This window comes from Devosia sp. 919 (assembly GCF_013185965.1).
Classification (GTDB): Bacteria; Pseudomonadota; Alphaproteobacteria; order Rhizobiales; family Devosiaceae; genus Devosia.
Genome location: NZ_JABAOL010000001.1, coordinates 2846624 through 2869750 on the forward strand (window position 1 = coordinate 2846624; position 23127 = coordinate 2869750).

General features: G+C 62.9%; 22 protein-coding genes and 1 pseudogene. 14 read left to right on the top strand and 9 right to left on the bottom strand.

The window, feature by feature from the left end:
- The first annotated feature begins 3 nt into the window (after positions 1–3).
- From HRQ64_RS13810 to HRQ64_RS13835, 6 genes and pseudogenes are all read left to right on the top strand, one after another.
- Complete coding sequence (locus HRQ64_RS13810; RefSeq protein ID WP_127753621.1) at positions 4–945, top strand: ABC transporter permease; 942 nt, start codon at positions 4–6, stop codon at positions 943–945.
- A gap of 41 nt (positions 946–986) precedes the next feature.
- Positions 987–1829: an ABC transporter permease gene (locus tag HRQ64_RS13815; protein ID WP_282567761.1), complete on the top strand. Its 843-nt coding sequence runs from the start codon at positions 987–989 to the stop codon at positions 1827–1829.
- 71 nt (positions 1830–1900) lie between these two features.
- Positions 1901–2047: a hypothetical protein gene (locus tag HRQ64_RS13820; RefSeq protein WP_164854843.1), complete on the top strand. Its 147-nt coding sequence runs from the start codon at positions 1901–1903 to the stop codon at positions 2045–2047.
- A gap of 59 nt (positions 2048–2106) precedes the next feature.
- A pseudogene (gene rsgA / locus HRQ64_RS13825) lies at positions 2107–3187 on the top strand (ribosome small subunit-dependent GTPase A).
- Positions 3188–3258: 71 nt separating this feature from the next.
- Positions 3259–3420 carry a hypothetical protein gene (locus HRQ64_RS13830; protein ID WP_164854844.1) on the top strand — a complete coding sequence of 54 codons (162 nt, stop codon included), beginning with the start codon at positions 3259–3261 and terminating at the stop codon, positions 3418–3420.
- A 165-nt stretch (positions 3421–3585) separates the two neighbouring features.
- Entirely contained in the window at positions 3586–5064 is a 1479-nt protein-coding gene (locus HRQ64_RS13835) for a hypothetical protein (RefSeq protein WP_172123701.1), read from the top strand.
- 39 nt (positions 5065–5103) lie between these two features.
- On the opposite strand, the gene HRQ64_RS13840 is transcribed toward HRQ64_RS13835, so the two are convergent.
- From HRQ64_RS13840 to HRQ64_RS13875, 8 genes are all read right to left on the bottom strand, one after another.
- The gene (locus HRQ64_RS13840; RefSeq protein ID WP_172123702.1) at positions 5104–6060 is read right to left on the bottom strand and encodes a nucleoside hydrolase; all 957 of its coding nucleotides are present in this window, start codon (positions 6058–6060) and stop codon (positions 5104–5106) included.
- Between the two features lie 217 nt (positions 6061–6277).
- Positions 6278–7222 (bottom strand): isoaspartyl peptidase/L-asparaginase, encoded by a 945-nt coding sequence (locus HRQ64_RS13845; RefSeq protein WP_172123703.1) that lies wholly within the window; start codon positions 7220–7222, stop codon positions 6278–6280.
- A 3-nt stretch (positions 7223–7225) separates the two neighbouring features.
- Positions 7226–8746, bottom strand: coding sequence for a carboxypeptidase M32 (locus tag HRQ64_RS13850; RefSeq protein ID WP_172123704.1), 1521 nt, complete (start codon positions 8744–8746; stop codon positions 7226–7228).
- A gap of 5 nt (positions 8747–8751) precedes the next feature.
- A complete protein-coding gene (locus HRQ64_RS13855) occupies positions 8752–9762 on the bottom strand; it encodes an ABC transporter ATP-binding protein (RefSeq protein WP_172123705.1) in 1011 nt (336 codons plus the stop codon).
- Complete coding sequence (locus tag HRQ64_RS13860; protein ID WP_172123706.1) at positions 9759–10733, bottom strand: ABC transporter ATP-binding protein; 975 nt, start codon at positions 10731–10733, stop codon at positions 9759–9761. Before HRQ64_RS13860 ends, HRQ64_RS13855 begins: the two co-directional genes overlap by 4 nt.
- Complete coding sequence (locus HRQ64_RS13865) at positions 10730–11629, bottom strand: ABC transporter permease (protein ID WP_210258671.1); 900 nt, start codon at positions 11627–11629, stop codon at positions 10730–10732. Before HRQ64_RS13865 ends, HRQ64_RS13860 begins: the two co-directional genes overlap by 4 nt.
- Positions 11630–11631: 2 nt before the next feature.
- A complete protein-coding gene (locus HRQ64_RS13870; RefSeq protein WP_282567756.1) occupies positions 11632–12603 on the bottom strand; it encodes an ABC transporter permease in 972 nt (323 codons plus the stop codon).
- 93 nt (positions 12604–12696) lie between these two features.
- Positions 12697–14277 (bottom strand): ABC transporter substrate-binding protein, encoded by a 1581-nt coding sequence (locus HRQ64_RS13875; protein WP_127753630.1) that lies wholly within the window; start codon positions 14275–14277, stop codon positions 12697–12699.
- 89 nt (positions 14278–14366) lie between these two features.
- Between HRQ64_RS13875 and HRQ64_RS13880 the strand changes: the two genes are divergently transcribed.
- The 4 genes from HRQ64_RS13880 to HRQ64_RS13895 are packed head-to-tail and all read left to right on the top strand — an operon-like array spanning position 14367 to position 17888.
- A complete protein-coding gene (locus tag HRQ64_RS13880) occupies positions 14367–15431 on the top strand; it encodes a GntR family transcriptional regulator (protein WP_282567757.1) in 1065 nt (354 codons plus the stop codon).
- Positions 15428–16129: a creatininase family protein gene (locus HRQ64_RS13885; protein ID WP_172123709.1), complete on the top strand. Its 702-nt coding sequence runs from the start codon at positions 15428–15430 to the stop codon at positions 16127–16129. Before HRQ64_RS13880 ends, HRQ64_RS13885 begins: the two co-directional genes overlap by 4 nt.
- Positions 16126–17142, top strand: coding sequence for a ketopantoate reductase family protein (locus HRQ64_RS13890; RefSeq protein ID WP_172123710.1), 1017 nt, complete (start codon positions 16126–16128; stop codon positions 17140–17142). The genes HRQ64_RS13885 and HRQ64_RS13890 overlap by 4 nt, the downstream gene beginning before the upstream one ends.
- Complete coding sequence (locus tag HRQ64_RS13895; RefSeq protein WP_172123711.1) at positions 17133–17888, top strand: SDR family NAD(P)-dependent oxidoreductase; 756 nt, start codon at positions 17133–17135, stop codon at positions 17886–17888. Before HRQ64_RS13890 ends, HRQ64_RS13895 begins: the two co-directional genes overlap by 10 nt.
- Positions 17889–17967: 79 nt before the next feature.
- On the opposite strand, the gene HRQ64_RS13900 is transcribed toward HRQ64_RS13895, so the two are convergent.
- Complete coding sequence (locus tag HRQ64_RS13900) at positions 17968–18111, bottom strand: hypothetical protein (RefSeq protein ID WP_172123712.1); 144 nt, start codon at positions 18109–18111, stop codon at positions 17968–17970.
- Positions 18112–18429: 318 nt separating this feature from the next.
- Between HRQ64_RS13900 and HRQ64_RS13905 the strand changes: the two genes are divergently transcribed.
- The 4 genes from HRQ64_RS13905 (at position 18430) to pstB (ending at position 23120) form a co-directional block, all read left to right on the top strand.
- A complete protein-coding gene (locus HRQ64_RS13905) occupies positions 18430–19452 on the top strand; it encodes a substrate-binding domain-containing protein (protein ID WP_127753635.1) in 1023 nt (340 codons plus the stop codon).
- Between the two features lie 57 nt (positions 19453–19509).
- Entirely contained in the window at positions 19510–20886 is a 1377-nt protein-coding gene (gene pstC / locus HRQ64_RS13910; protein ID WP_172123713.1) for a phosphate ABC transporter permease subunit PstC, read from the top strand.
- 1 nt (position 20887) lies between these two features.
- On the top strand, positions 20888–22255 hold the full coding sequence (gene pstA, locus HRQ64_RS13915; RefSeq protein ID WP_172123714.1) for a phosphate ABC transporter permease PstA: 1368 nt from the start codon (positions 20888–20890) through the stop codon (positions 22253–22255).
- Positions 22256–22337: 82 nt separating this feature from the next.
- On the top strand, positions 22338–23120 hold the full coding sequence (gene pstB / locus HRQ64_RS13920) for a phosphate ABC transporter ATP-binding protein PstB (protein WP_127755266.1): 783 nt from the start codon (positions 22338–22340) through the stop codon (positions 23118–23120).
- Positions 23121–23127 lie beyond the last annotated feature (7 nt).

Here is a 23127-nt window from a genome sequence, read left to right on the forward strand (position 1 = left end):
GCCATGTGGAGCCTCTTTGCCCGCCGCCTCCTGCAGCTGGTCCCCACCGTATTCCTGCTGTCGCTGATCATCTTCTCGCTCCAGCATCTCCTGCCTGGCGATCCAGCGCTGATCCTCGCCGGCGAGAACCCCGATGCCGAAACGGTGGCCGCCATCCGCGCACAGTACCATCTCGATCAGCCTATTTTCGTTCAGTATCTCTACTGGGTGCGGGGCGTGTTCTCGGGCGATCTGGGCATGTCCATGCGCCATGGCCAGCCCGTCGCCTCACTGATCCTGCTCAAACTGCCGGTGACGCTGCAGCTCGCCGTGATGGGCATCGTCATCGCCCTGCTGCTCGGCATCGCCGGCGGCGTTATCTCCGCCCTCAAGCGCAACACTCCCGTCGACTATGTGACGAACGTCGTGTCGCTGGCCGGCATCTCGATCCCCAATTTCTGGCTCGGGATCATGATGATCCTGTTCTTCTCCATCTATCTGCGCTGGCTGCCGGCATCGGGCTATGTCAGCCCCGGCGAAAACTGGCAGATGAACCTAGCCACCACGATCATGCCGGCCTTCGTGCTGGGCTGCAGCATCGCCGGCGTCATCATGCGCCACACACGCGGTGCCATGATCCAGGCGCTGCAGAGCGACTACGTCCGCACCGCCCGCGCCAAGGGCCTGAGCGAATGGGTCGTGCTGTTCAAGCACGCCATGCGCAATGCCCTGACGCCGATCATCACGCTTGGTGCACTGGAGTTCGGTGCCCTGCTCTCCGGGGCGGTACTGACCGAGCAAATCTTCACCATTCCCGGCTTTGGCAAGCTGATCGTGGATGCCGTGTTCACCCGGGATTACCCGGTGGTGCAGGGCGTCGTCCTGGTGACGGCCCTCTTTTACATCATCCTCAATCTCCTGGCCGATATCGGCTATATCCTTGTTAATCCTCGTCTGAGGAGCTGATCTTGGCCGCACTCTCTTCTTCTGCGCCGCGCACCAACCCACTGACCGCCTGGACCCAACATCGCGTCTGGCGCCGCCTCGTGCGGCACAAAAGCGCTATGTTCGGCCTGATCATCGTAGTGTTCATGGTGCTGGTCGCGATCTTCGCGCCCCTTATCGCACCCTATGATCCCACGGCCCAAAGCTGGACGGCCGTCCGCAAGCCGCCAAGCGCGGAATTCTGGATGGGCACCGACGAGGCCGGGCGCGACATCCTTTCGCGCATCATCTATGGCGCCCGCGCTTCACTGATGGCGGGCCTGACCTCGGTCGCCATTGCTATCGCCATCGGCGTGCCGCTTGGGCTCGCCGCCGGCTTCATCGGCGGCTTTGTCGATGGCCTCATCAGCCGTTTTACCGACGCGATGCTGGCCTGCCCCTTCCTGATCCTTGCCATTGCACTTGCCGCTTTTCTCGGGCCCAGCCTCACCAATGCCATGCTCGCCATCGGTATCACCGCCATGCCGCTCTTTATCCGGTTGACGCGCGGTCAGGTGCTGCAGATCAAGAGCGAGGAATATGTGGAAGCGGCAAGCGCCGTCGGCAATCCGCGCTGGCGCATCGCCTTCCGGCATATCCTACCCAATATCCTGCCCCAGCTGATGGTGCAGAGCACGCTGACGATTGCGGCGGCCATTATCGCCGAAGCCAGTATGTCCTTCCTCGGCCTCGGCCTGCAGCCCCCCGCTCCCTCCTGGGGCTCGATGCTCAACACCGCGCAGCGCTTCATGGGCAATGCGCCGTGGATGGCACTCTGGCCCGGCATGGCCATCTTTATCACCGTCCTGTCCTTCAACCTGCTGGGCGACGGTTTGCGTGATGCACTCGATCCACGCTCCAAGTAGGAAAGCGCGCGGACGGGTTGCAATCTGAGCGCCAAAGCCTCACCTACGCAGACATACAGAAAGAGGCATCCATGGCGCGCAAACCCAATTACGACTTCGAACGGCGGGAACGCGAGCGGCTGCAAAAGCAGAAAAAGGCTGAACGAGCCGAAGCCAAGCTCAAACCCGCCGGCGAAACCGAGAACACCGATCCCGACCAGACCTCCAGCGAGCAGTAGATGGCTTCGCAGGGATCGACCTATGGGCTGCAAACACTGCTTCTTGTCAGGGCCGGAGCGTGAAGTCGCCCCCGCCCCCGGACCAGGCAGATTCGTTGCGCCAGCTGGGTTGGGGAACATTTCTCCAGGAACAGCTTTCGGCCGGGGAGGCAGAGTTTACCCCAGCCAGGATCGATGCCGTGCACCGTGCGAGGCTCACCGCGCTCTCGGCAAATGGCCAGATCGACATCGATCTACCGGTGCGTACCGACACGGCTGACTTCGCCGTCGGGGACTGGGTCCTCGCAGATCCCCTGACAGGGCTCCTGCACCGACGGCTGGAGCGCAAAACGCTGTTGCAGCGTCCCGGCGAGGGCCGAAGGCCGGCCCAGCTCGTCGCGGCCAATGTCGATACCCTGCTGGTTGTCGTTTCCTGCAATGCCGACTTCAACACCGCTCGGCTCGAGCGCTACCTCGCTTTCGCCAATGATGCAGGAACCGAACCCGTTATCGTCTTGACCAAAGCCGACATGGCCAGCGACCCAGCCGATTACCTGCGCCAGGCCAAGGGCCTGCAGCGCGACCTGGTTGCGCTTACACTCAACGCTCGCTCGCCTGATGCCGCGTTGGCGCTGCAGCCCTGGTGCGGGGCTGGCTCCACAGTAGCCGTGGTCGGCTCATCGGGCGTTGGCAAATCTACCTTGGTCAATACGCTGGTGGGTGAAACCGGAGAGCCGCCACAGCAAACCGGAAGGGTCCGGGAGACTGACTCAAAAGGGCGCCACACAACGACGTCGCGCTCTCTTCACGCCATTCAAGGTGGCGGCTGGGTGATCGACACACCCGGCGTGCGCAGCCTGCATTTGAAGGATGTTGGGCAAGGCATCGACATGCTGTTTGCCGAAATCACCGAGCTTGCCCCCGCTTGCAAGTTCCGCAACTGCAGCCACGATCACGAGCCAGGATGCGCCGTTCGCGCAGCTGTGGCGGCAGGCACGCTCGACCCGGAGCGCTTGGCCCGCTGGCGAAAGCTGCAGCTGGAAAGCGGCGGCAAAGGCCACTAGGCAAAGCCCAAGCTGGACCATTAAGCGGCGGTTCGTTGACTATGCGGGCGAACTATTTGCGAAATGCATCACCGCAGATCACAGTCCCGCGATGTAACAGATTTGATCGACCTTCTTCACACATCGCTAACCATCGGCGGCGCACCGTCCATGCAGGAGAACACCCTCATGAACGCTGAACTGCATCCCGATACCAAGCCGACGCGCCATTTGATCATGAAGGAAGACAAGGTGGACCCGATGTGGGCTGCCGACGAGGACGATCGACGTGCCGCCATTATTCGCCGCGCCGCGGCCGGAGCCCGCAAGGCCCTGCGCGAGCGGAAGTGAGGTTCAGCTTCAACCCTCTTGATCGTTGCTGAGGCCAATATCCACTGAGTTCATCCACGGTGGGCGCCACTCCGCTCTGGACCAATTGATGTGTCCATGCCAGGAGGAACCCCGTCCGGCCCGAACCATTTGGCTCGCAGCTTGAGTTAAATATCAGGAGTTTGGATGAGTAAGGCTGTTGGCGCGGACGGCTCGCTTCTTTCCGCTGCGACCCCATCCCTCTCCTGGATCTCGGTGGCGCGTCACGCGCCATACTTTGTCGATGAAACCGGCTCCCCCTGGACGCCCATCGGGCAGAACGACGCTATCAGCTGGCCCGAGCTGAACGGCCTGTTTCGCCGCCGCGACGCGGAAAGCGTCGAAAAACACCTGCTGTGGCTCAAGGACAGCGGGGTTACCTGTCTGCGGCTGATGCTGGAATATGCCCAAGTCCGGCACCGCTATTTCGAACGCCCCGCTGGCCGCTACGTGCCTTCCATGGTGCAGTTCTGGGACGACCTATTTGCCCTTTGCGAGCGCATCGGCCTGCGCCTGCTCCTGACCCCGGTCGATACGTTCTGGACCTGGCTGCATTGGCGCTGGCACCCTTGGAACACGGCCAATGGCGGTCCGCTCCGCTCGCCCACGGAGATCCTCACCTGCCCCGAAACCCGGCAGCTGATCAAGGCAAGGCTGGGCTTTGCCGCCCGCCGCTGGGGTGGATCAGGCGCGCTCTTTGCTTGGGATCTGTGGAACGAAATTCACCCCGCTCAAGCCGGCGACAGCGCCGACAACTTTTCTGAATTCATCCATGACCTCTCCAGCTATGTCCGTGAACTGGAAACCGAACTCTACGGCCGCGCTCATCCCCAGACCGTTTCCGTCTTCGGGCCCGAGTTGACGTGGAAGCCGCATATGGCTCTGCACGAGCATATCTTCCGCCATCCGGATCTCGATTTCGCAACCATCCATATCTATGGCTCGGGGCCGATCGACAATCCCAAGGACACGGTGCAGCCGGCCGTCCTGTTTGGCCAGATCGTTCGCGACAGTCTTGCCGAGATCCGCGACAACCGCCCCTTTCTCGATTCCGAGCACGGGCCGATCCATAGCTTCAAGGACAAGAAGAAGACGCTGCCCGAAGCGTTTGACGACGAGTATTTCCGTCACATCGCCTGGGCGCATCTGGCCTCGGGTGCGGCGGGCGGGGGCATGCGCTGGCCCAATCGCCACCCCCATGTGCTGACGCCCGGCATGCGCCGCGCACAAAGGGCCATGGCCGACTTTCTGCCGCTCCTGAACTGGACCGAGTTCAGGAGCCGCAACCTCAATGCCGAGATCACCGCCGAAGGCTTTCACGCCTTTGGCTGCGGCGACGCCCAGCAGGCACTGGTCTGGCTGTTGCGCGGCGATGAACTGGCGGCCGATGGGCGGGTGCGAACCGACGTTTCCCCCCGCTCAACCATGGTCCGCGTTCCTGGCCTTGCCGACGGCACTTACCAGGTGACGGGCTGGAACACTTCGGATGGGCGGGCCGTCGATCAGCAGGTCGCCAGTGGCCGCAACGGAGCGCTTGAATTCACGCTGCAGCCAATCGTGGCTGATCGCGCTTTCGCCATCACGCCGCTTTATCCGAAGCGTGACCCTGGAGACGACCGCTCATAACGGTCTTACTCCAGGTTCGTCGGCAGCGGCGCCCTGCCCTTAGCTGGCAGCGGAACGATACGCCACCGAGCGCTGATACAGCGCCACCAGCCGCTCGATCCGGGCTTCCTCGATCACGGTAACCTTTGGCGTGCCCAGCCGGCCCGAGGGGTCCACCACGGTCATGCCGCGGGTGATGCCGGGTGCCAGCGCCACATCGATCGATGCTTCGATCGTCTTCGTCACGATGCCGGGCTCGATTACGGCCGCAGCGGCTAGCGGGTCGACGAAGCGGAAATGGTCTTCCCCGCCATAGCCGATATTGGTCTGCCGGGCATGGTGGGCCAGGGCCAGCGAGAACTGCTTTTCGAAGCACTCGGGGAGCGCAGCGAACATCGCATCCACTTCCGCCCCCGTCATGTAATGGGTAACGCAGGGCTCCCAGGGGGCCACGAGGGTCTCGATCTCGGCCCCGAACACGATCGCGGCCGCCTCCGGGTCGGCATAAATATTGAACTCTGCCGCGGGCGTGGTGTTGCCGCGGCCATAAACCGTGGCGCCCATGATCGTGAGCTGTCCGATGCCGCCCACGATGTCCGGGGCGACCCGCAGGGCCAGCGCCAGATTGGTCAGCGGTCCGATCATCAGGATATCGATCTTGTCGCCGCCAGCGGCCGCTGCCCGCAGGCTGGAAACGAGGAAGCCAACCGCATCTTCGCTGGCGGGCTGCGCCGTTTGCGTCGGGCGCGGTGCACCGCCAAGGCCATCTTCGCCATGGATATATTTGGCGTCGATGATGGGCTGGGTCAGCGGCCGTGCCGCCCCCTTGTGCACGGGCACATCGCCCGCCCCACCCACGGCAAGAACCGCCAGAATGTTCCGTGTGGCGGCATCAAGCCCCACATTGCCAAACACGGTGGTGATGGCATTGGGCGTGCGCCCCGCTGCGATCAGCATCAGCAGCGCCTGCGCGTCGTCGACGCCACCATCGGTATCGAGAATAAACTTGCGAACCATAAAACTACCCTTTGCGCCGTTGGGCAGCTGACCTGCACTTTGCTCCGGGCCAGCAAAACGGCATTGAAAACGCTTACGCCGCCGCGCCCCGGGAGGGGCGTTGCGACGCTCGGCTTCCGCTTAACCCGGCAGCGCGGCGATGTCAGGGCTTAAGCGCACAAGAGGATTGTTAATTTCTCGCGAGTGGCAGGCGCGGTGAACGCGCCCACCGTGCGGTTTACAGCGGCACCGCGCTGAAATCGTCGGCATAAACGCCGACCGAAGCGATCCCCTCGGCTGTCACCGAGCCGCGATACATGCCTTCGGTGTTGTGCGGCATGGCGATCCGGCCCTCGAAATCAACCGCAATGAGCCCGGCGCCGCACTGGTCTTCCGTCAGATCGGCAATGGCAGCCTGTGCAGCATCCGCCACAGCTTCCCCGCGATAGCGGATGCGCGCGGCAATGTCATGGGCCGTGCCACGGCGGATGAAATACTCGCCCAGGCCCGTGCAGGACACCGCCACCACGCCATTGCAGGCATAGGTGCCGGCCCCGATCACCGGTGTGTCGCCAACGCGGCCAACGCGCTTATAGGTATAGCCGCCGGTCGAGGTCGCCGCGGCCAGATTGCCCTGATCGTCAAACGCCACCGCACCCACGGTGCCGTGCTTTTCGGCTTCGCTGCGCGGCCGCATCAGCAGGCCCGCCTTTTCTTCCTGGGCCCGCAGCCAGTGCTGCTGGCGCAGCGGCGTCGTGAAATAGGACTGCTCCACCATTTCGAGCCCCTGCTCGCGCGCAAAGGCATCGGCACCGCCGGCCGACAAGAGCACGCAATCACTGTCATCCATCACCCGGCGCGCCGCACGCACCGGGTTGCGGATGGCACGGGCGGAGGCGACGGCCCCTGCTGCACGGGTGCGGCCGTCCATGATGGCGGCATCCAGCTCATGGTCGCCGGCGGCATTGAGCACCGCGCCATGGCCGGCATTGAAGCTCGGGTGGTTCTCGAGCGCCACCACGGCCGCTTCCACCGCATCAACCGCCAACCCACCACGGGAGAGGACGTCCCAGCCGGCGCGCAGGGCATCACGCAGACCATCCCGGGCGGCCTGGTAGGTCTCGGGCGTAAAGTTGGCACGCGGAATGGTGCCGGCGCCGCCGTGGATCACAAGACTTGCCATGCTTTATGCCTCTTCCGAATAACGGGCTTGGAGATAGTTGAGATAGGGCGCGATCTCGAGCGAACGCCCGGTCACGCGCTGGAGCAGTTTATCGCGCGAGAACCGCCGGCCATGCTGCCAGATATTGTCGCGCAGCCACCCCGCGAGCGGCGCATAATCACCTGCTTCGCTCGAGGCGATCACTTCGGGAACGTTCTTGCGTGCAGTTTCCATCAGCTGCGCTGCCGTGATGTTGCCGATCGTATAGGTCGGGAACGAGCCGAGGTAACCCACCGACCAGTGGATATCCTGCAGGCACCCCTGCAGGTCATCGGGCACGTCGAGCCCAAGATCGCGCTTGATCGCCTTGTTCCACTCGCCTGGCACATCCGCGACAGCCACGCTGCCATCGAGCATGGCCTGCTCGAGCTCCACCCGCAGCATGATGTGGAAGTCGTAGCTCATCTCGTCGGATTCGACGCGGGTCAGGCCCGGCGAAACCCGGGTCACGCCCTTGTAGAACTCCTCGGCAGTGACATCGTCATAAACGCCCGGCACATCGCTGCGCAGATCGTCCATATGCCGCTGCCAAAATGAGCGGCTGCGCCCGACATGGTTTTCCCAGAGGCGCGACTGCGATTCATGGGCGCCAAAGCTGGTGCCGCCCACCGCATAAAGCCCGATGAGATCGGTCGCGAGCACCGAGCGGGTCAGCTCGGGCGCAATGTTCTGCTCGTAGAGCCCGTGTCCGGTTTCATGCAGCGTGCCGAACAGCGCCATCGGCATGTAGTTGGGACGGTAGCGCGTGGTCAGGCGCACATCGTTGCGCGTGAACGACACCTCGAACGGATGCACCGAAATATCGAGCCGGCCGCGGTTCTGATCGAAAGTGAACGCCTCCGCCATCCGGGCCGCGAACTTGCGCTGCAGCGCCGGATCGACCGTGCGGAACAGGAAATCGCTGCGCGGCGCGGGACGGGCCACGGCCGCGTCGTAGATCGGCTTAAGTCCGGCCCGCAGGGCGCTGAAAAGACTCGTCAAACTAGCGGCGGTCTCGCCGGGTTCATAGAGCCCCACCAGGGCATCATAGGGATGCTCCTGCCAGCCAATCGCATCGGCATAAAGCTTGGAGAGGCGCAACATTTCCGCCAAGTGCGGCGCAAAGATCGAGAAGTCGTTGGCCTGCCGGGCCGCAATCCAGGCGTCATTAGCCACCGAATGCTGGGCTGCCCGCTCGCGGACCAGTTCACCAGGCACGCGCAGGTGGAACTCGATGGCTTCCTTGGCCTGCACCACGCTGCGCCGCTCGATGGAATCTTCGGGCAGGCCAGCGGTTTCAGCGTCGGCGGCCGCGGTCAGGTCGCGCGTCTTGTTGTCGACGATCAGATCGCGGGCGAGGCCCGTCAGCGTGCCCACCTGTTCGGAGCGCGTGACGCTGGCCTGCGCCGGCATCATCGTACGCGCATCCCAGTTGAGGATGTTCACGGCATTGAGCACGTCGTTGACCGCGCCGAAGCGGGCGACGAAATCTTGGTAAGCAGTCATGTCAATCAGGCTCCTGTGCCACCATCATAAAGGTGGCAGGCAACATCGCCGGGGGCACCGGCGGCAGGCTTGAGAACGGGACGGTCGACCTTGCAGCGCGGTCCGGCATGAGGGCAGCGCGGATGGAACGGGCATCCTGGCGGCGGATTGAGCGGCGAGGGAATTTCCCCGACCACGGCCGAAAACGCACCGCGCCCGGCACCCAGCTTGGGCACGCTGTCGAGCAGAGCACGCGTATAGGGATGGGCCGGCGCATCGAACAGCGGCACGGCATCGGCCAGTTCCACGATCCGCCCCAAATACATGATGGCGACGCGGTCCGATACGTGGCGCACAACGCTGAGGTCGTGGCTAATGAAGACGGCGGTAAGCCCCAGCGTCTGCCGCAGATCGAGGAAGAGGTTGAGCACCTGCGCCTGGATCGACACGTCGAGCGACGCTACCGGCTCGTCCAGCACCAGCAGTTCGGGCTGCATGGCAAGGGCGCGCGCGATGGCCACGCGCTGGCGCTGGCCGCCCGAGAACTGGTGCGGAAAGCGGCGGCGCGTGCTGGGATCGAGACCCACCCGGCGCAGCATGTCGGCGACATAGCTGTCGGCGCCGCTGGCCGGCACGAGCTTGTGGTGCACGGGGCCTTCGGCCACCGTGTCACCCACGCGCATGCGTGGATCAAGGCTCGAAAATGGGTCCTGATGCACCATCTGCACGCGGGTCGTCAGCTTGCGCGGGCGGCCGCCCGTGCTGGTGGCCACGGGCTTGCCGTCAAGGGTGATGGCCCCGTCGCTCGGGTCATAAATGCCGGCAATCATCCGCCCAAGGGTGGATTTCCCGCAGCCCGACTCCCCGACGAGGCCGACCACCTCGCCCTTTTGCACGCCCAGACTGACGTCCGTTACGGCATGCACGGTCTGCGTGCGGTCTTTGCCGCCCAGCTTATGGGCGACCTTGTCGGTCAGGGCCGGGCGGCGCACGAAGCGCTTGGAGGCGTTGGTGATGGCAAGGATCGGCTGGTTCATGCCGCGCCCTCCAGAATGGGGTGATAACAACGCACCATAGTGTCGCCGACCGGCGCCAGTGGCGGCATGGTTCGGCAGATCTCGGTGGCGCGCGGGCAGCGCGGCTGGAATGGGCAGCCCGGCGGCAAATTGGCCAGCGAAGGAGTCGAACCCTTGATCTGCGCCAGCTTCTCGCCGCGCTTGGCTTGGCTCGGCACCGAAGCGATCAGCCCGGCCGTATAGGGGTGCTTGGGGTGAGCTAGCACGGCCGCGCTTTCCCCCGACTCCACGATGCGGCCCGCATACATCACCGCAATATCGTCCGCGAGGCTCGACACCACCGACAGGTCGTGGGTCACCCAGACAAAGGCCGTGCCGGTGCTATCGGCGAGCCGGCGCACCTCGGCCAGGATCTGGCTCTGGATCGACACGTCGAGCGCCGTGGTCGGCTCGTCGGCGATGATCACCGCCGGCTTGTGCAGCAGCGCAATGGCAATGGCCACGCGCTGACGCATGCCGCCGGACAGATGGTGCGGGTAGACATCGAGCCGCTCATCAGGAGCGGGAATACCCACCAGCGCGAGCGCATCCCGGGCGCGCTTGCGCGCGTCGGCGGTGGAGATTTTGACATGCGCCTTGAGCGCCGCCACCATCTGCGTGCCGATCTTGAGCACGGGATTGAGCGTCATCATCGGATCCTGGAAGATCATCGAGATGACGGCCCCGCGCGTTTTGCGCATGGCCTCGTTGTCGAGGCTCGCCAGATCGGTCCCGTTCAGCAGGATCCGGCCACCGACGATCTTGCCCGGTGCATCCACCAGCCGCAGGATCGAATAGCCGGTGACCGACTTGCCCGAACCGGACTCGCCAACCAGCCCCAGGATCCGACCCTTGCCGACGGAGAAGGATACCCCGTCCACGGCCTTGAGCACGCCCTTGCGGGTAAAGAAATGGGTCTGCAGTTCTTCCACAGACAGAACGGCATCACTCATTGGCCGCGCCTCGGATTAAGCACATGCCGAACCTGATCGCCGACAAGATTGATTGAAACGATGGTGATCACCAGCGCGACCCCCGGATAAACCGAGATCCAGAACCGGCCCGACAGCAGATACTGGAAGCCGTTGGAGATCAGCGCGCCGAGCGAGGGCTCGGTGAGCGGCAGCCCAAGGCCGAGGAACGACAATGTCGCTTCCAGCGCAATGGCGCTTGCGACCTGCACGGTCGCCACCACGATGAGCGGGGGCAGCGAATTGGGCAACAGGTGCCGCAGGAGGATGATGTGCGCCGGCAAGGGCGTGGCAATGGCCGCCTCGATATAGTCCTTGTCGCGTTCGGCGCTCGCCGAGCCGTGGATGGTGCGCGCAAAATAGGCGTATTGCGCCACGACCAGAGCCGTCACCAGCTGCCACAGCCCCTGCCCCAGCATGGCTGTCAGCACCAGCGCCAGCAGGATGGCCGGCATCGAGAGCTGCAGATCGACCACGCGCATGATCAGCGCCTCGACCCGGCCGCCCTTGAAGGCGGCGACGAGTCCGATGGTCATGCCAACGAGCAATGCCAGGGCACCCGACATCAGCCCGATCAGCAGCGATATCCGCAAGCCGTAAAAGATCGCCGACAGCAGATCGCGACCCGCCGCATCGGTGCCCAGCACATGCACATAGCCGCCCGAGCCAACGCTGCCTGGCGGCAGGCGTGAGTCGAAGAGGTCGAGCTTGGCCAGGTCATAGGGGTTCTGTGGCGACAGCCACGGCGCAAAGATGGCGATCAGCACGATGGCGACGATGACCACCAGCGAGAGCAGCGCCACCTTGCTTTCGGAGAACTCGCTCCAGAAGTCGCGCAGCCGTGTGCGCCAGGTTTCAACCTGAAGATCTTCAACCATGCTCATGCCGACCGCCTCGCGCGAATACGCGGATCGAGAATGCCGTAAAGCAGATCGACCACCAGATTGATGAGAACAAAAAGAAGCACCACCAGGATGAGGTAAGCCACCATCACCGGGCGATCGAGCACCATGATGGAGTCGATGATCAGCTTGCCGACGCCGGGCCAGTTGAAGATTGTCTCGGTCACAACCGCAAAGGCTAGGGTCGAACCGAATTCGAGGCCGAACACGGTCACGATCGGGATCGAGATGTTCTTGAGCACATGCAGGCCCACGACCTTGCTTTCCTTGAGGCCCTGAGCGCGCGCAAAGCGCACATAATCGGAGCTCATCGCCTCGATCGTGCCTGCGCGGGCCAGCCGGATCAGCAGGCCCATATTGAACAGCGCGAGGTTAAAGGCCGGCAGGATGATGTAGCTCCAGCCCTCGGGCGTGAAGAACGAGAAGGGCACGCCAAGAAGGTCGCTGGTCGGCCCGCGCCCGCCTGAAGGCAGCCAATGCAGCTGCACGGCGAAGGTCAGCACCAGCAACAAGCCCACCCAGAAGGTGGGCAGCGAAAAGCCGAGGATCGACAGCGCCATGATGGCCTTGGACGAAAACGCCCGTGGCCGGTAGCCGGCCCAGATCCCGAGGGGTACACCGACTACGGCGGCCATCAAAATGGCGCCGAGCGCCAACTCAAAAGTCGCTGGCAAGCGCGAAAAGATCAGGTCCAGCACCGGTACGCGGTACACGAATGACTGGCCGAACTCGCCCTGCAGCACATTGCCTACGAACACGAAATACTGCTCGTACAGCGGCCGGTCGAAGCCGTACTGCCGGATGAGGTTTTCTCGAATTTCCTGGGTCGAGGCCGGATCGATCATCACATCGATAGGATTGCCGATGGCGTAAACGCCAATAAACACCAGGATCGACATGACCACCACGACGATGGCTGCCTGGAAAATACGTTGGATGAAGAATCCCAAGAACAGGAAATCCGCTAGCGTGAAGCCCCATCGGGCTCAACAGGTTGATGGGAACCGCCCGGCTGTCAGCTGAACAGCCGGGCGTCGAGAGCTTTACTGAGCGACAGGCTGGATCAGGTGGGCGAGCGTTTCCTGGTCAACACGCGGCTCGAAGGTCAGCGTATCGGCCTTGGCAGCCCAAACAGTCTGGATGATCACGGTCGGGATCAGCACACGGTCGTTCATCGACAGCTCGGTAGCCTGCTTGTAGAGCCCACGGCGCTTTTCATCATCCAGCGTGCGCGAGCCTTCCTCGAGCAGAGCATCGATCTCCGGGTTGGAATAGCCAGACTTGTTGAACGCGCCGAGACCATTTTCCGGATCAGCGGTGTGCACCAGCGAACCATAGGTGTAGGAGGCTTCGCCCGTCAGCGTACCCCAGCCCGAGAGCCAGAGGCTGAATTCGCCAGCCTGCTGGGCCGGGAAGAACACCGTGCCGTTAAGTGCATTGGCGTTGATCTTGAGACCGGCACGCGCCCACATCTGCGACAGGGCCTCGCACACAGCAGCATCGCCGGGGAGACGATTGTTGGTGCAGGCAAAATCGAGCTCGAAACCGTTGGGGTAGCCAGCTTCCGCCAGCAGTGCCTTGGCACGTTCGAGGTCGTACTCACGAACCGGCAGATCGGTGGAGCCGCCAAAGAACGTGGCTGGCATCAGCTGGTTGGCGGGTTTGCCCAGGCCTTCCAGCACGACTTCCGACAGGATGTCGCGGTTGATGGCGAGGTCCATGGCCTCACGAACGCGCAGGTCCTTGAGCGGGTTTTCAGCGATCTCGGCGCCGTTCACCTTCGCCTTGACCGGCAACTCATCCTTCACGTTGGGCGTGATGTTGAGGATGTAGACGCTGTCGGCAATGAAGGTGTCGAGGCGCGAGTCATTCTGCATGGCGGCATAATCGGTCGCCGGCACATAGTTGATCAGGTCGACTTCACCGGACTGGAGAGCCGCAACGCGCGATGCGTCATTGGGGATTTCCTTGCGGACGACATTCTCCCAATGGGCTGGCTCGCCCCAGTATTCCTCATTGCGCACGAGGACGAGGTCGCCCTTGGGCTGCCAGGACACGAACTTGTAGGGGCCGGTGCCGATAGCGGCCTTGCCCGAGTTGAACTCTTCATTGCCCACTTCCCCGATCTCGGAGGACACAACGAACAGGCGAATGAAGTCGTTGGGGAGCGTGGCGGCCGTGCCCTTGGTGTGGACATGCACGGTGTAGTCGTCGATGACCTCAACCGAATCCACCGACTTGGTGTAGATGGTCATGCTCATCGGGCCAGTAACCTGGGGAATGCGGTCGATCGAGAACTTGACGTCCTCGGCGGTCAGGTCGGAGCCGTCATGAAACTTGACGCCTTCCCGGATCTTGAATTCCCAGGTGTCGTCATCGACTGGCGTCCACGAAGTGGCGATCGCCGGCTGCAGCTGCAGGTCCTTGTCGACGCCGATCAGCGTATCGAAGATGTGGCGCAGCGACTCTGCCTGGCTACCCAGGGTCGACCAATGCGGATCGATGGAGTCAGGACCGGCGCGCACGCCGATCGTCAGGTCGTCAGCCATGACCTGGGCGGACAGAGTTGTGGAGCCGATCAGGGCTAAGGTGAGGGCGAGGACGGCATTCTTCCGGAAAAGCATTTGAACCCCTTGATTACGTGGCGCCACTGTTCAATCCTGTACTGACTGACTAGAACGCTTGCGCCCAAACGGAACCAGATCGGCCCTTGATGTCAAGCTCTCCTCGCACTAATCTGCCGGAAAAACGATCAAATCGTTCTGACCGCCTAGGACATGCGCAGGCTGAGCTAATCCTGGCCACATTTGCTGCGAAACTCGACCGCTCCCTGCCCGTCCCACTCGGCGTGCAGCTCCAGGGCCTTATCCAATATGGCATTGCGCTCGGTGACCTCCCGGCCGGAATGCGGCTCCCCTCTGTACGCGAGCTGGCGGAAAGTGCCGGCGTAGCCCCCATGACCATTGTGGGCGTCTACAACGAACTCAAGCAGCAAAAACTGATCGAGTCCCGCGGCAGTTCGGGCACATTCGTAGCCAAGACCGAGAGCTTGCCTGACCCCACGGTGTTCCAGCGGCTTAATCCTGCCATTGACGCCCTGCTGCAACTGGGGCAAAGCCTGGGCGTGGACGCTGGCAGGATCACCGCCATGATTGCCGGTCGCGCTGGCCATCTGCGGTTCCAGCAGGCAAACGGGCTCAATCTCGTGCTGGTGGGCTTGTTTGCCGATGCAACCCAGGCCTATGCCGACCACATTCGCCCGAACTTGCCCGCAACTGACACTCTTGTGGCAGTAACCGTCGATGCCTTGCGCAATGGAGCGCCCCTGCCCCCTGCCGACCTGATCCTAACCTTCGCCAACCGGCGGGCTGAAGTCGAGCAGATCGTTGGCACCAATATCCCGGTGCTCGGCCTTCAGTTTATTGCCTCGGAGGCCACCCGAACGCGCCTCGCCGGCCTCGATCCAAGCATGCGGGTCGGCATCGTCTCCATCTTCCCCCAGTTCATGGCGATGATGAAGTCCGGCGTCATGCGCTTTTGCCCTCATGTGACCAGCACGGCGATCACCATGGCCGACGATCCCGAGCTCGAACGCTTTATAGAGCAGGTCGACGTCGTGGTTTATGCCACCGGCCTGGACTGGATGGCCGCCAAGGTCGCTCCCCATCAACAGGCATTCGAATACCGGCACGCGCCGGACCGGACTTTCGTGCAGCAACACGTCCTGCCGCTGCTTGATACCCTGAGAAACAATACCACTGCCAAGGAGACAGCATGAAAATCGCCGACATGAATTGGTTTCAGGTCGAAGCCTACCTGAAATCGGATGACCGGGCGATCGTGCCTCTCGGCTCTACCGAACAGCACGCCTATCTGAGCAATGCGGTGGACTCGATTCTTGCCGAGAAGATCTCGGTGGAAGCTGCTGAACCTTATGGCATTCCGGTGTTTCCGGCCCTGGCCTTCGGCATCACCCCCTATTTCGCCACCTACCCCGGCAGCATCACCCTGCGCATGGATACCTATGGGCGCATCATCACCGATATTCTCGATAGCCTCGCGAGCACCGGTTTCAAGCGCGTGCTGTTCGTGAACGGGCATGGCGGCAACACCCCCGGCCAGACCGCGGCGCTCGAATGGCTCAACAGCAACCCCGATTGCCGAATCCGCTGGCACAACTGGTGGAACGCCCCCAAGACCCTCGCCAAGGTGCACGCCATCGATCCCGTGGCTTCGCACGCTTCCTGGATGGAGAACTTCCCCTGGACGCGCCTGCCCAACATCGGCATGCCCGACGAGCAAAAGCCGATGGCCGATCTCGACAAGCTCAAGACCATGGACGCCGGCAAGGTCAAGGACTACCTCGGCGACGGCAATTTCGGCGGCCGCTACCAGCGCTCGGACGAAGACATGCAGGCGATCTGGGACGTTGCCATTGCTGAAACCCGCGCGCTGATCGAGGACGGCTGGGCATGACCGACACCATCCTGATCTGGGGCGGCGGCGCCATTGGCGGCACGCTCAGCGCCTTCATGGCCCGCGCCGGCGAGGATGTGCTGCTGGTGGACATCGTCCCCGAGCACGTCGCTGCCATCAACGAAAATGGCCTGCTCATCGAAGGGCCGGTGGAAACCTTCACCCAGCCCTTGAAGGCGGCCCTACCCGCTGAGGTCACCGGCAAGTTCAAGACCGTGATCCTGGCGGTCAAGGCGCAGCACACCGAAGCGGCCATTGAAGCGCTCCGGCCGTTCCTGGCCGAAGACGGCTATGTTGTGTCGGCACAGAACGGCCTCAACGAGCTCACCATCGGTAAGCTGATCGGCGCCGAGCGCACCATTGGCTGCTTTGTCAATTTCGGCGCCGATTGGCTCGAAGCGGGCAAGATCCTCCTGGGCAATCGCGGCAAGGTGGCGATCGGTGAACTCGACGGCTCGGTCACCGACCGGCTGCGCGAAGTGCATCGCCTGTTCTCGCTCTACGAGCCTGATGCCGAGCTCACCACCAATATCTGGGGCTATCTCTGGGGCAAGATGGGCTATGGCGGCATGCTGTTTGCCACCGCCCTCACCCCCGCCTCGATGTCGGACAACTTCGCCAGCGCCAAGCACGCCGCCGTCTTTGAAGGCCTTGGCCGCGAAGTTATGGCCGTCGCCCGCGCCCGTGGCGTGACACCCTTGGGCTTCAACGGGTTTGATCCCGCTGCCTTCATGCCGGGCTCCTCAACCGAGGACGCCAAGCGCTCCATTGCCGCCATGGAAGAACACAACCGCCACACCGCCAAGACCCATTCGGGCGTATGGCGCGACATCGCCGTGCGCAAGCGCAAGACCGAGGTGGACGCGCAATTCGCCATCATCATCGATCTGGCCAAGGAAGCGGGCGTTGACGCCCCGGTCACCAAGCGCTTGGTTGAGCTGGTGCACGAAGTGGAAAATGGCCGCCCCCAATCCTGGGACGTTCTGGACGAGTTGTTGGCAGCATGCAGCTAGATTTCACCGGTAAACGCGCGGTCGTCACGGGCGCCGCCCAAGGCATTGGCCGCTCCATCGTTGCGGCGCTGGTTGAAGCCGGCGCCCGTGTCGTGGCTCTTGACCTGGACCCACAAGGGCTCGTCGAAGCCAAGGCCGCAGGTGCTGAACACACCATGACCCTTGATCTGTCCGACCGCAGTCAGGTGCAGGCAAGGTTCAGCGAAATCAACGCCCTGCTCGGGGGCATTGACGTTCTGGCTCTGGCGGCCGGGGGCGTGCGGGGCCAGGTGGCCCAACCGCTCGAGGACGTATCCGAACAGGCGTGGCATCAGCTCTTTGCCGCCAATGTCGATGCTGCCTTCTGGTGCGCCCAGGCCGCAGCGCCCGGCATGAAAGCACAAAAAGGCGGACGCATCGTCACCATTGCCTCGGGGGCCGGGCTGCGCCCAAGCCTGACTGGCATCCAGGCTTATAGTTCTGCCAAGCACGCCCTGGTCGGGCTGACCAAGCAACTCGCCCTGGAGCTTGGGCCTCATGGCGTCACGGTCAACAGTGTCGCCCCTGGCTTTGTGCTGTCCAATCCCGCCACCCAGCGGCAATGGGAAAGCTATGGTGAGGCGGGGCAAAAGGCGCTTGTTGACTCCATTCATCTCCGCCGGCTGGGCGAGCCCGCCGATATTGCCAAGGCCGTGCTGTTCCTAGCCTCCGAACATGCCAGCTGGATCACCGGGCAGATCCTGAGCGTGGATGGCGGCCGCGCCTGATCTAAAAGGAGCCGCCCCCAGGGCGGCTCCTTTTAGATCAGGCGGGCTGTTGGCGCAGTGCCCGCTCGATCAAACCGGCTTACTGTGAGGCCTCGGCGCCGCCTTCCAGAGACTCTGGTGCCGTGACGTCACGCTGCGGACCTGCGGCATTGAACGAGCTGACCACGACGGCCCCGATGCCGAGAACCACAAAAATTGCGAGAGCGATAAGAACGTTTCTCATAGGGCCTCCTGTCCGTGAGCTAACGGTCAGATCTCGCCTGCGGTTCAATTCTCCCCGTGTTAATCCCGCAGCGGATCGCCCGAGGCACTCCGTGGCATGCCTACTCACCTATGCCGCCTGGGAACGCCCGTCCTTTGGCAAGCGTGGCGTTGTCATTGAAATTCGCTCTTAGCCGCAATGGCTTGCACCGTCACACAGGTGTTGCACATCCGTAATAAAACCGTCGCCACGGCTTCATAGGTTGGCCGGGTCACAGCGCGGGCCCGGACTTGCCGGATCGGCTAACACGATAAAGACGAACTCCGAAAAGGGAACCACATGAAAACTGCACTTCTTGCCAGTGCTGCAGCCGTTGCGCTTGTTGCCGGCTCCACTGCTGCGTTCGCCCAGACCCGCGATACCATCCAGATCGCCGGCTCCTCCACCGTTCTGCCTTTCGCGTCGATCGTCGCTGAAGAATTCGGCGCAGCTTTCCCTGAATTCAACACGCCAGTGGTTGGCTCGGGCGGCACGGGCGGTGGCTTGTCCCAGTTCTGCGCTGGCGTTGGCGACAACACCATCGACATTGCCAATGCATCCCGCCAGATCCGCGACGGCGAGCGCGAAGCCTGCACCGCCGCCGGCGTGACTGACATCCGGGAAATCCAGTTCGGCTTTGATGGCATCGTCTTTGCCTCTGCCGCATCGGGCCCCGACTTCGCCCTCACTCCTGTCCATGTCTACAAGGCAATCGCGGACAAGGTCGTTGTGGACGGCGAGCTCGTGGACAATCCCTACACCAACTGGTCCGAAATCGATCCTTCGCTGCCCGACCAGCCCATCATGTTGGCGGTTCCGGCTTCGAACCACGGCACGCGTGAAGTGTTCCAGGAACGCGTTGTGGACGCCGGTTGCGAGGAAGCCGGGCTGCCTGAAGGGCTGAGCGAGGACGAAGCAGAAGCCGCTTGCACCACGTACCGTCAGGACGTGGTCACCGAGATCTCGGGTGACTACACCGAAACTCTGGCGCGTCTCAACTCCGACCCCAACACCGTCGGCGTTTTCGGACTCTCCTTTTACGAGCAGAACACCGATACCCTGAAGGTCGCCACCGTTGACGGTGTAACGCCCTCCAAGGAAACCGTTGCAGCGGGTGAATACCCTGTCAGCCGTCCGCTGTTCTTTTACGTCAAGGGCCAGCATATCGGCGTCATCCCGGGCCTTGAAGATTATGTCGCCTTCTTCCTGTCAGAGGCCGTTTCCGGCGAAGGCGGCGTGCTTGAAGCTGCCGGCCTGATTCCCCAGCCCGCCGAAAAAACCGAAGAAGTTATGGCCGCTTTCGAAGCTGGCCCGACACAGTAATCGATCCGGCGGGCCACCCTCCAAGGTGGCCCGCTCCCTTATGTGCGGGAGCATCGCATGAATTCCCTTGCTGTTGCCGGCCTCTTGCTGGTGTTGCTCGGCTTGTCCTACCAGACGGGTTGGTCGCGCAGCCGCGCTCTTGCCACAACCAGTGGCCAGAAGGTCCATTCGCGCCCGCAATATCACGGTGCCTATACCGCCATCTGGACCATGATCCCCGCCCTGCTGGTTCTGCTGCTCTGGGCCTGGTTCGGTGGCGAGATCACCCACAACTACATCGTTGCGCAGATTCCCCTCGAAACCCTCCAGTCGCTCGACCAGACCGGCCTGAACGCCACCATCGGCCGCATCCAGGCTATCGCCTCGGGCTTTGGCGTTGCTGGCGAAGTCGCACCCTATGAGCAAGCCGCCGGGGAGCACCTGCGCTGGTTCCAAATGCTCACCAATGCCGGCGTGCTGCTGGTCGCCGCCCTGTGTGGCGGTGCCGCGCTTCTTTACGCCCGCAAGCGGATTACTGCCCGTCTTCGCGCTCGCAACGCAGTGGAGCGGGTCATCAACATCGTTTTGCTGCTCTGCTCGGCGGTCGCAATCCTCACCACCCTTGGGATTGTTGCGTCCCTGCTGACCGAAGCCATCCGCTTCTTCACCTTCATCCATCCGTTCGATTTCTTCTTCGGTACGGTTTGGGCCCCCAATAATGCCCCCGCTGCCGGCAATTACGGCCGCTACGGGCTGCTCCCGCTCCTCGCCGGCACGCTGATGATCACCGCCATCGCGATGCTGGTGGCCGTACCTTTAGGCCTGATGGCCGCCATTTATCTAAGCCAATATGCGCCGCGCCGGCTGCGGGCCGTCGCCAAGCCCTTGATCGAGGTGCTGGCCGGCATTCCGACCATCGTCTTCGGGTTTTTCGCACTCGTGACCGTCGGGCCATTCCTGCGCGATTTCGGCCGTCTAGTCGGGCTCAACATCAATGCCACCAGCGCCCTCACCGCCGGCATTGTCATGGGCATCATGATCATCCCCTTTGTCTCCTCGCTCAGCGACGACATTCTCAACCAGGTGCCACGCACTCTGCGCGATGGTTCATACGGGCTTGGGGCCACCCAGAGCGAAACCATCCGAAAAGTGCTGCTGCCCGCCGCGCTGCCGGGCATCGTTGGCGCCTTTTTGCTGGCCGTCAGCCGCGCGATTGGCGAAACCATGATCGTGGTGCTTGCCGCGGGCAATGCACCCGTGCTGCGCGGCAACCCCTTCGAGCCCGTTGCGACCATCACCGTGTCCATCGTCAACCAGCTCACCGGCGATACCGATTTCTCCGGCCCTCAGTCCCTCGTCGGCTTTGCCCTGGGGCTCACCCTCTTCGTGATTACCCTCTGCCTCAACATCTTCGCGCTTTATATCGTCCGCCGCTTCCGGGAGCAGTACGAGTAACATGGCCACCACCCTCACCACTGCCCCCCGCGAAATCTCCCAGCAGCGCACGCGCCTGGTCCGGTCGGGCTTGCGCCGTCGGCACCGGAACGAAGCGATCTTTCGAGGGCTGGGCATCGGCGCCATTGTTCTGGCACTGGGCTTTGTCGCCCTCCTGTTCGTGGATGTGACCCGCAAGGGGATCCCGGCTTTCGTCCAGTCCAACCTGCATCTGGAGGTGTTCTTCGATCCCGCCATCATCGATGTCGGCCCTGCGCCCGTGGCGGGCGAATTCGCCTCGCCCGCGGAATATCAGGCGGCGGATTTGCGCTGGCGGCGTGAACTGGCTTTGTTGAACTGGAACCGCATCCTAGAGGCCGCGCTGCTCGCCAAGCTGCCGCCGGGGACCGAGATCACCTCGCGCGAACTCCTCTCGATTCCGGAAACCAATGCCCGCCATCAACTCCGGGAGATGTTCGTTGCCGATCCAGCGCTGCTTGGCCGCACTGTGCCGGTGGACGTTCTCGCCTCGGCCAACGCCGATAATTGGATCAAGGGCAACATCAACCGCTCGCTCGGCGATGCGCAGCAGCAGCTGTCACCGGCCGCCCGCAGCGTGATCGATGCGTTCGAGGCGAACGGCACCGTCACCAATGGCTTTGCCTGGTCACTGTTCACCAATGCCGATAGCCGCGCCGCGCCGGCCTCCGCGGGCCTGCTGGGCGCCTTTGTGGGCTCCCTTTACATGATGCTGATCGTGATCGTCCTGGCCGTTCCTATCGGTGTCGCCGCGGCGATCTATCTCGAGGAATTTGCGCCCAAGTCGCGGCTGACCGACTTCATCGAGGTCAACATCAACAACCTCGCCGCCGTGCCCTCCATCGTCTTCGGTCTGCTCGGCGCCGCGGTCTTCATCAACTACATGCACCTGCCCATCTCGGCTCCCTTGGTTGGTGGTCTGGTGCTGACGCTGATGACGCTTCCCACCATCATCATCGCGACCCGTGGCGCGCTGCTGGGCGTTTCCCCCGCCCTGCGCCAAGCCGCCTTGGGCATGGGGGCCAGCAAGACGCAGATGGTGTTCCATCATGTACTGCCGGTGACGCTTCCCTCCATCCTCACGGCCACCATTCTGGGCGTCGCCCACGCCCTTGGTGAAACAGCGCCGCTCCTGCTGATCGGCATGAAGGCCTTTGTGGCCCAGGTGCCCGCTACCCCGCTCGATCAGGCCACCGCCCTGCCCGTCCAGATCTATCTCTGGCAGGGCAACGAGAACCGCAACTTCTTTGAACCGCGGACGGCAGCGGCCATCATGGTGCTGCTCGGCGTCATGATCGTGCTGAACGGCACGGCCATCTATCTGCGCTCGCGCCTCGAAAAGCGCGTCTGATCGACCTCACGCAACAAGGACATCGAAAATGGACATGCTTGCCGGTAAGGTGAAGTTGACCCAACAATCAGTGACTAGCGCCATGAACCCGTCTGCCGCCTTGGATCGTCCTATCCGGATCGAAGCCCGGGACGTAACCGTCCACTACGGCGCCAAGCAGGCTTTGTTCGGCATCTCCATCGACATCCCCGATCGCGCGGTGACCTCGTTTATCGGCCCCTCGGGATGCGGCAAGTCGACTTTCCTGCGCTGCATCAACCGCATGAACGACACCATCGAAGGCGCTCGAGTCGGCGGCACCATCAAGCTCGACGGCGAAGACATCTACGATCCCGCGCTCGACGTGGTGGAACTGCGCGCGCGGATCGGCATGGTGTTCCAAAAGCCCAACCCGTTCCCCAAATCCATCTACGAGAACGTCGCCTACGGACCGCGCATTCACGGCTTAGCGCGCAACAAGTCCGATCTCGACGAGATCGTTGTCTCCTCGCTCCGCAAGGCCGGTCTGTTCGAGGAGGTCAAGGATCGCCTCAACGAGCCCGGCACCGGTCTGTCGGGCGGCCAGCAGCAGCGTCTCTGCATTGCTCGCGCCATCGCGGTCGGCCCCGAGGTCATCCTGATGGACGAGCCCTGCTCGGCCCTTGATCCGATCGCCACCGCAATCATCGAAGAACTTATCGATGAGTTGCGCGAGAACTACACGATCGTGATCGTCACCCACTCCATGCAACAGGCAGCGCGTGTGTCCCAGAAAACCGCGTTCTTCCACCTGGGCAAGCTGATCGAGGAAGGGGTGACCGAAGACATCTTCACCAACCCGGTCCACAAGCAGACGCAAGACTATATCATGGGCCGCATCGGCTGATTTGCCC

Bases quoted from the DNA above. Each gene is read 5' to 3' on its own strand.
- HRQ64_RS13810 (WP_127753621.1), top strand. From the start codon at position 4: ATGTGGAGCCTCTTTGCCCGCCGCCTCCTGCAGCTGGTCCCCACCGTA.
- HRQ64_RS13820 (WP_164854843.1), top strand. From the start codon at position 1,901: ATGGCGCGCAAACCCAATTACGACTTCGAACGGCGGGAACGCGAGCGG.
- HRQ64_RS13830 (WP_164854844.1), top strand. From the start codon at position 3,259: ATGAACGCTGAACTGCATCCCGATACCAAGCCGACGCGCCATTTGATC.
- HRQ64_RS13835 (WP_172123701.1), top strand. From the start codon at position 3,586: ATGAGTAAGGCTGTTGGCGCGGACGGCTCGCTTCTTTCCGCTGCGACC.
- HRQ64_RS13840 (WP_172123702.1), bottom strand. From the start codon at position 6,060: ATGGTTCGCAAGTTTATTCTCGATACCGATGGTGGCGTCGACGACGCG.
- HRQ64_RS13845 (WP_172123703.1), bottom strand. From the start codon at position 7,222: ATGGCAAGTCTTGTGATCCACGGCGGCGCCGGCACCATTCCGCGTGCC.
- HRQ64_RS13850 (WP_172123704.1), bottom strand. From the start codon at position 8,746: ATGACTGCTTACCAAGATTTCGTCGCCCGCTTCGGCGCGGTCAACGAC.
- HRQ64_RS13855 (WP_172123705.1), bottom strand. From the start codon at position 9,762: ATGAACCAGCCGATCCTTGCCATCACCAACGCCTCCAAGCGCTTCGTG.
- HRQ64_RS13860 (WP_172123706.1), bottom strand. From the start codon at position 10,733: ATGAGTGATGCCGTTCTGTCTGTGGAAGAACTGCAGACCCATTTCTTT.
- HRQ64_RS13865 (WP_210258671.1), bottom strand. From the start codon at position 11,629: ATGGTTGAAGATCTTCAGGTTGAAACCTGGCGCACACGGCTGCGCGAC.
- HRQ64_RS13875 (WP_127753630.1), bottom strand. From the start codon at position 14,277: ATGCTTTTCCGGAAGAATGCCGTCCTCGCCCTCACCTTAGCCCTGATC.
- HRQ64_RS13880 (WP_282567757.1), top strand. From the start codon at position 14,367: ATGTCAAGCTCTCCTCGCACTAATCTGCCGGAAAAACGATCAAATCGT.
- HRQ64_RS13885 (WP_172123709.1), top strand. From the start codon at position 15,428: ATGAAAATCGCCGACATGAATTGGTTTCAGGTCGAAGCCTACCTGAAA.
- HRQ64_RS13890 (WP_172123710.1), top strand. From the start codon at position 16,126: ATGACCGACACCATCCTGATCTGGGGCGGCGGCGCCATTGGCGGCACG.
- HRQ64_RS13895 (WP_172123711.1), top strand. From the start codon at position 17,133: ATGCAGCTAGATTTCACCGGTAAACGCGCGGTCGTCACGGGCGCCGCC.
- HRQ64_RS13900 (WP_172123712.1), bottom strand. From the start codon at position 18,111: ATGAGAAACGTTCTTATCGCTCTCGCAATTTTTGTGGTTCTCGGCATC.
- HRQ64_RS13905 (WP_127753635.1), top strand. From the start codon at position 18,430: ATGAAAACTGCACTTCTTGCCAGTGCTGCAGCCGTTGCGCTTGTTGCC.
- pstC (WP_172123713.1), top strand. From the start codon at position 19,510: ATGAATTCCCTTGCTGTTGCCGGCCTCTTGCTGGTGTTGCTCGGCTTG.
- pstA (WP_172123714.1), top strand. From the start codon at position 20,888: ATGGCCACCACCCTCACCACTGCCCCCCGCGAAATCTCCCAGCAGCGC.
- pstB (WP_127755266.1), top strand. From the start codon at position 22,338: ATGAACCCGTCTGCCGCCTTGGATCGTCCTATCCGGATCGAAGCCCGG.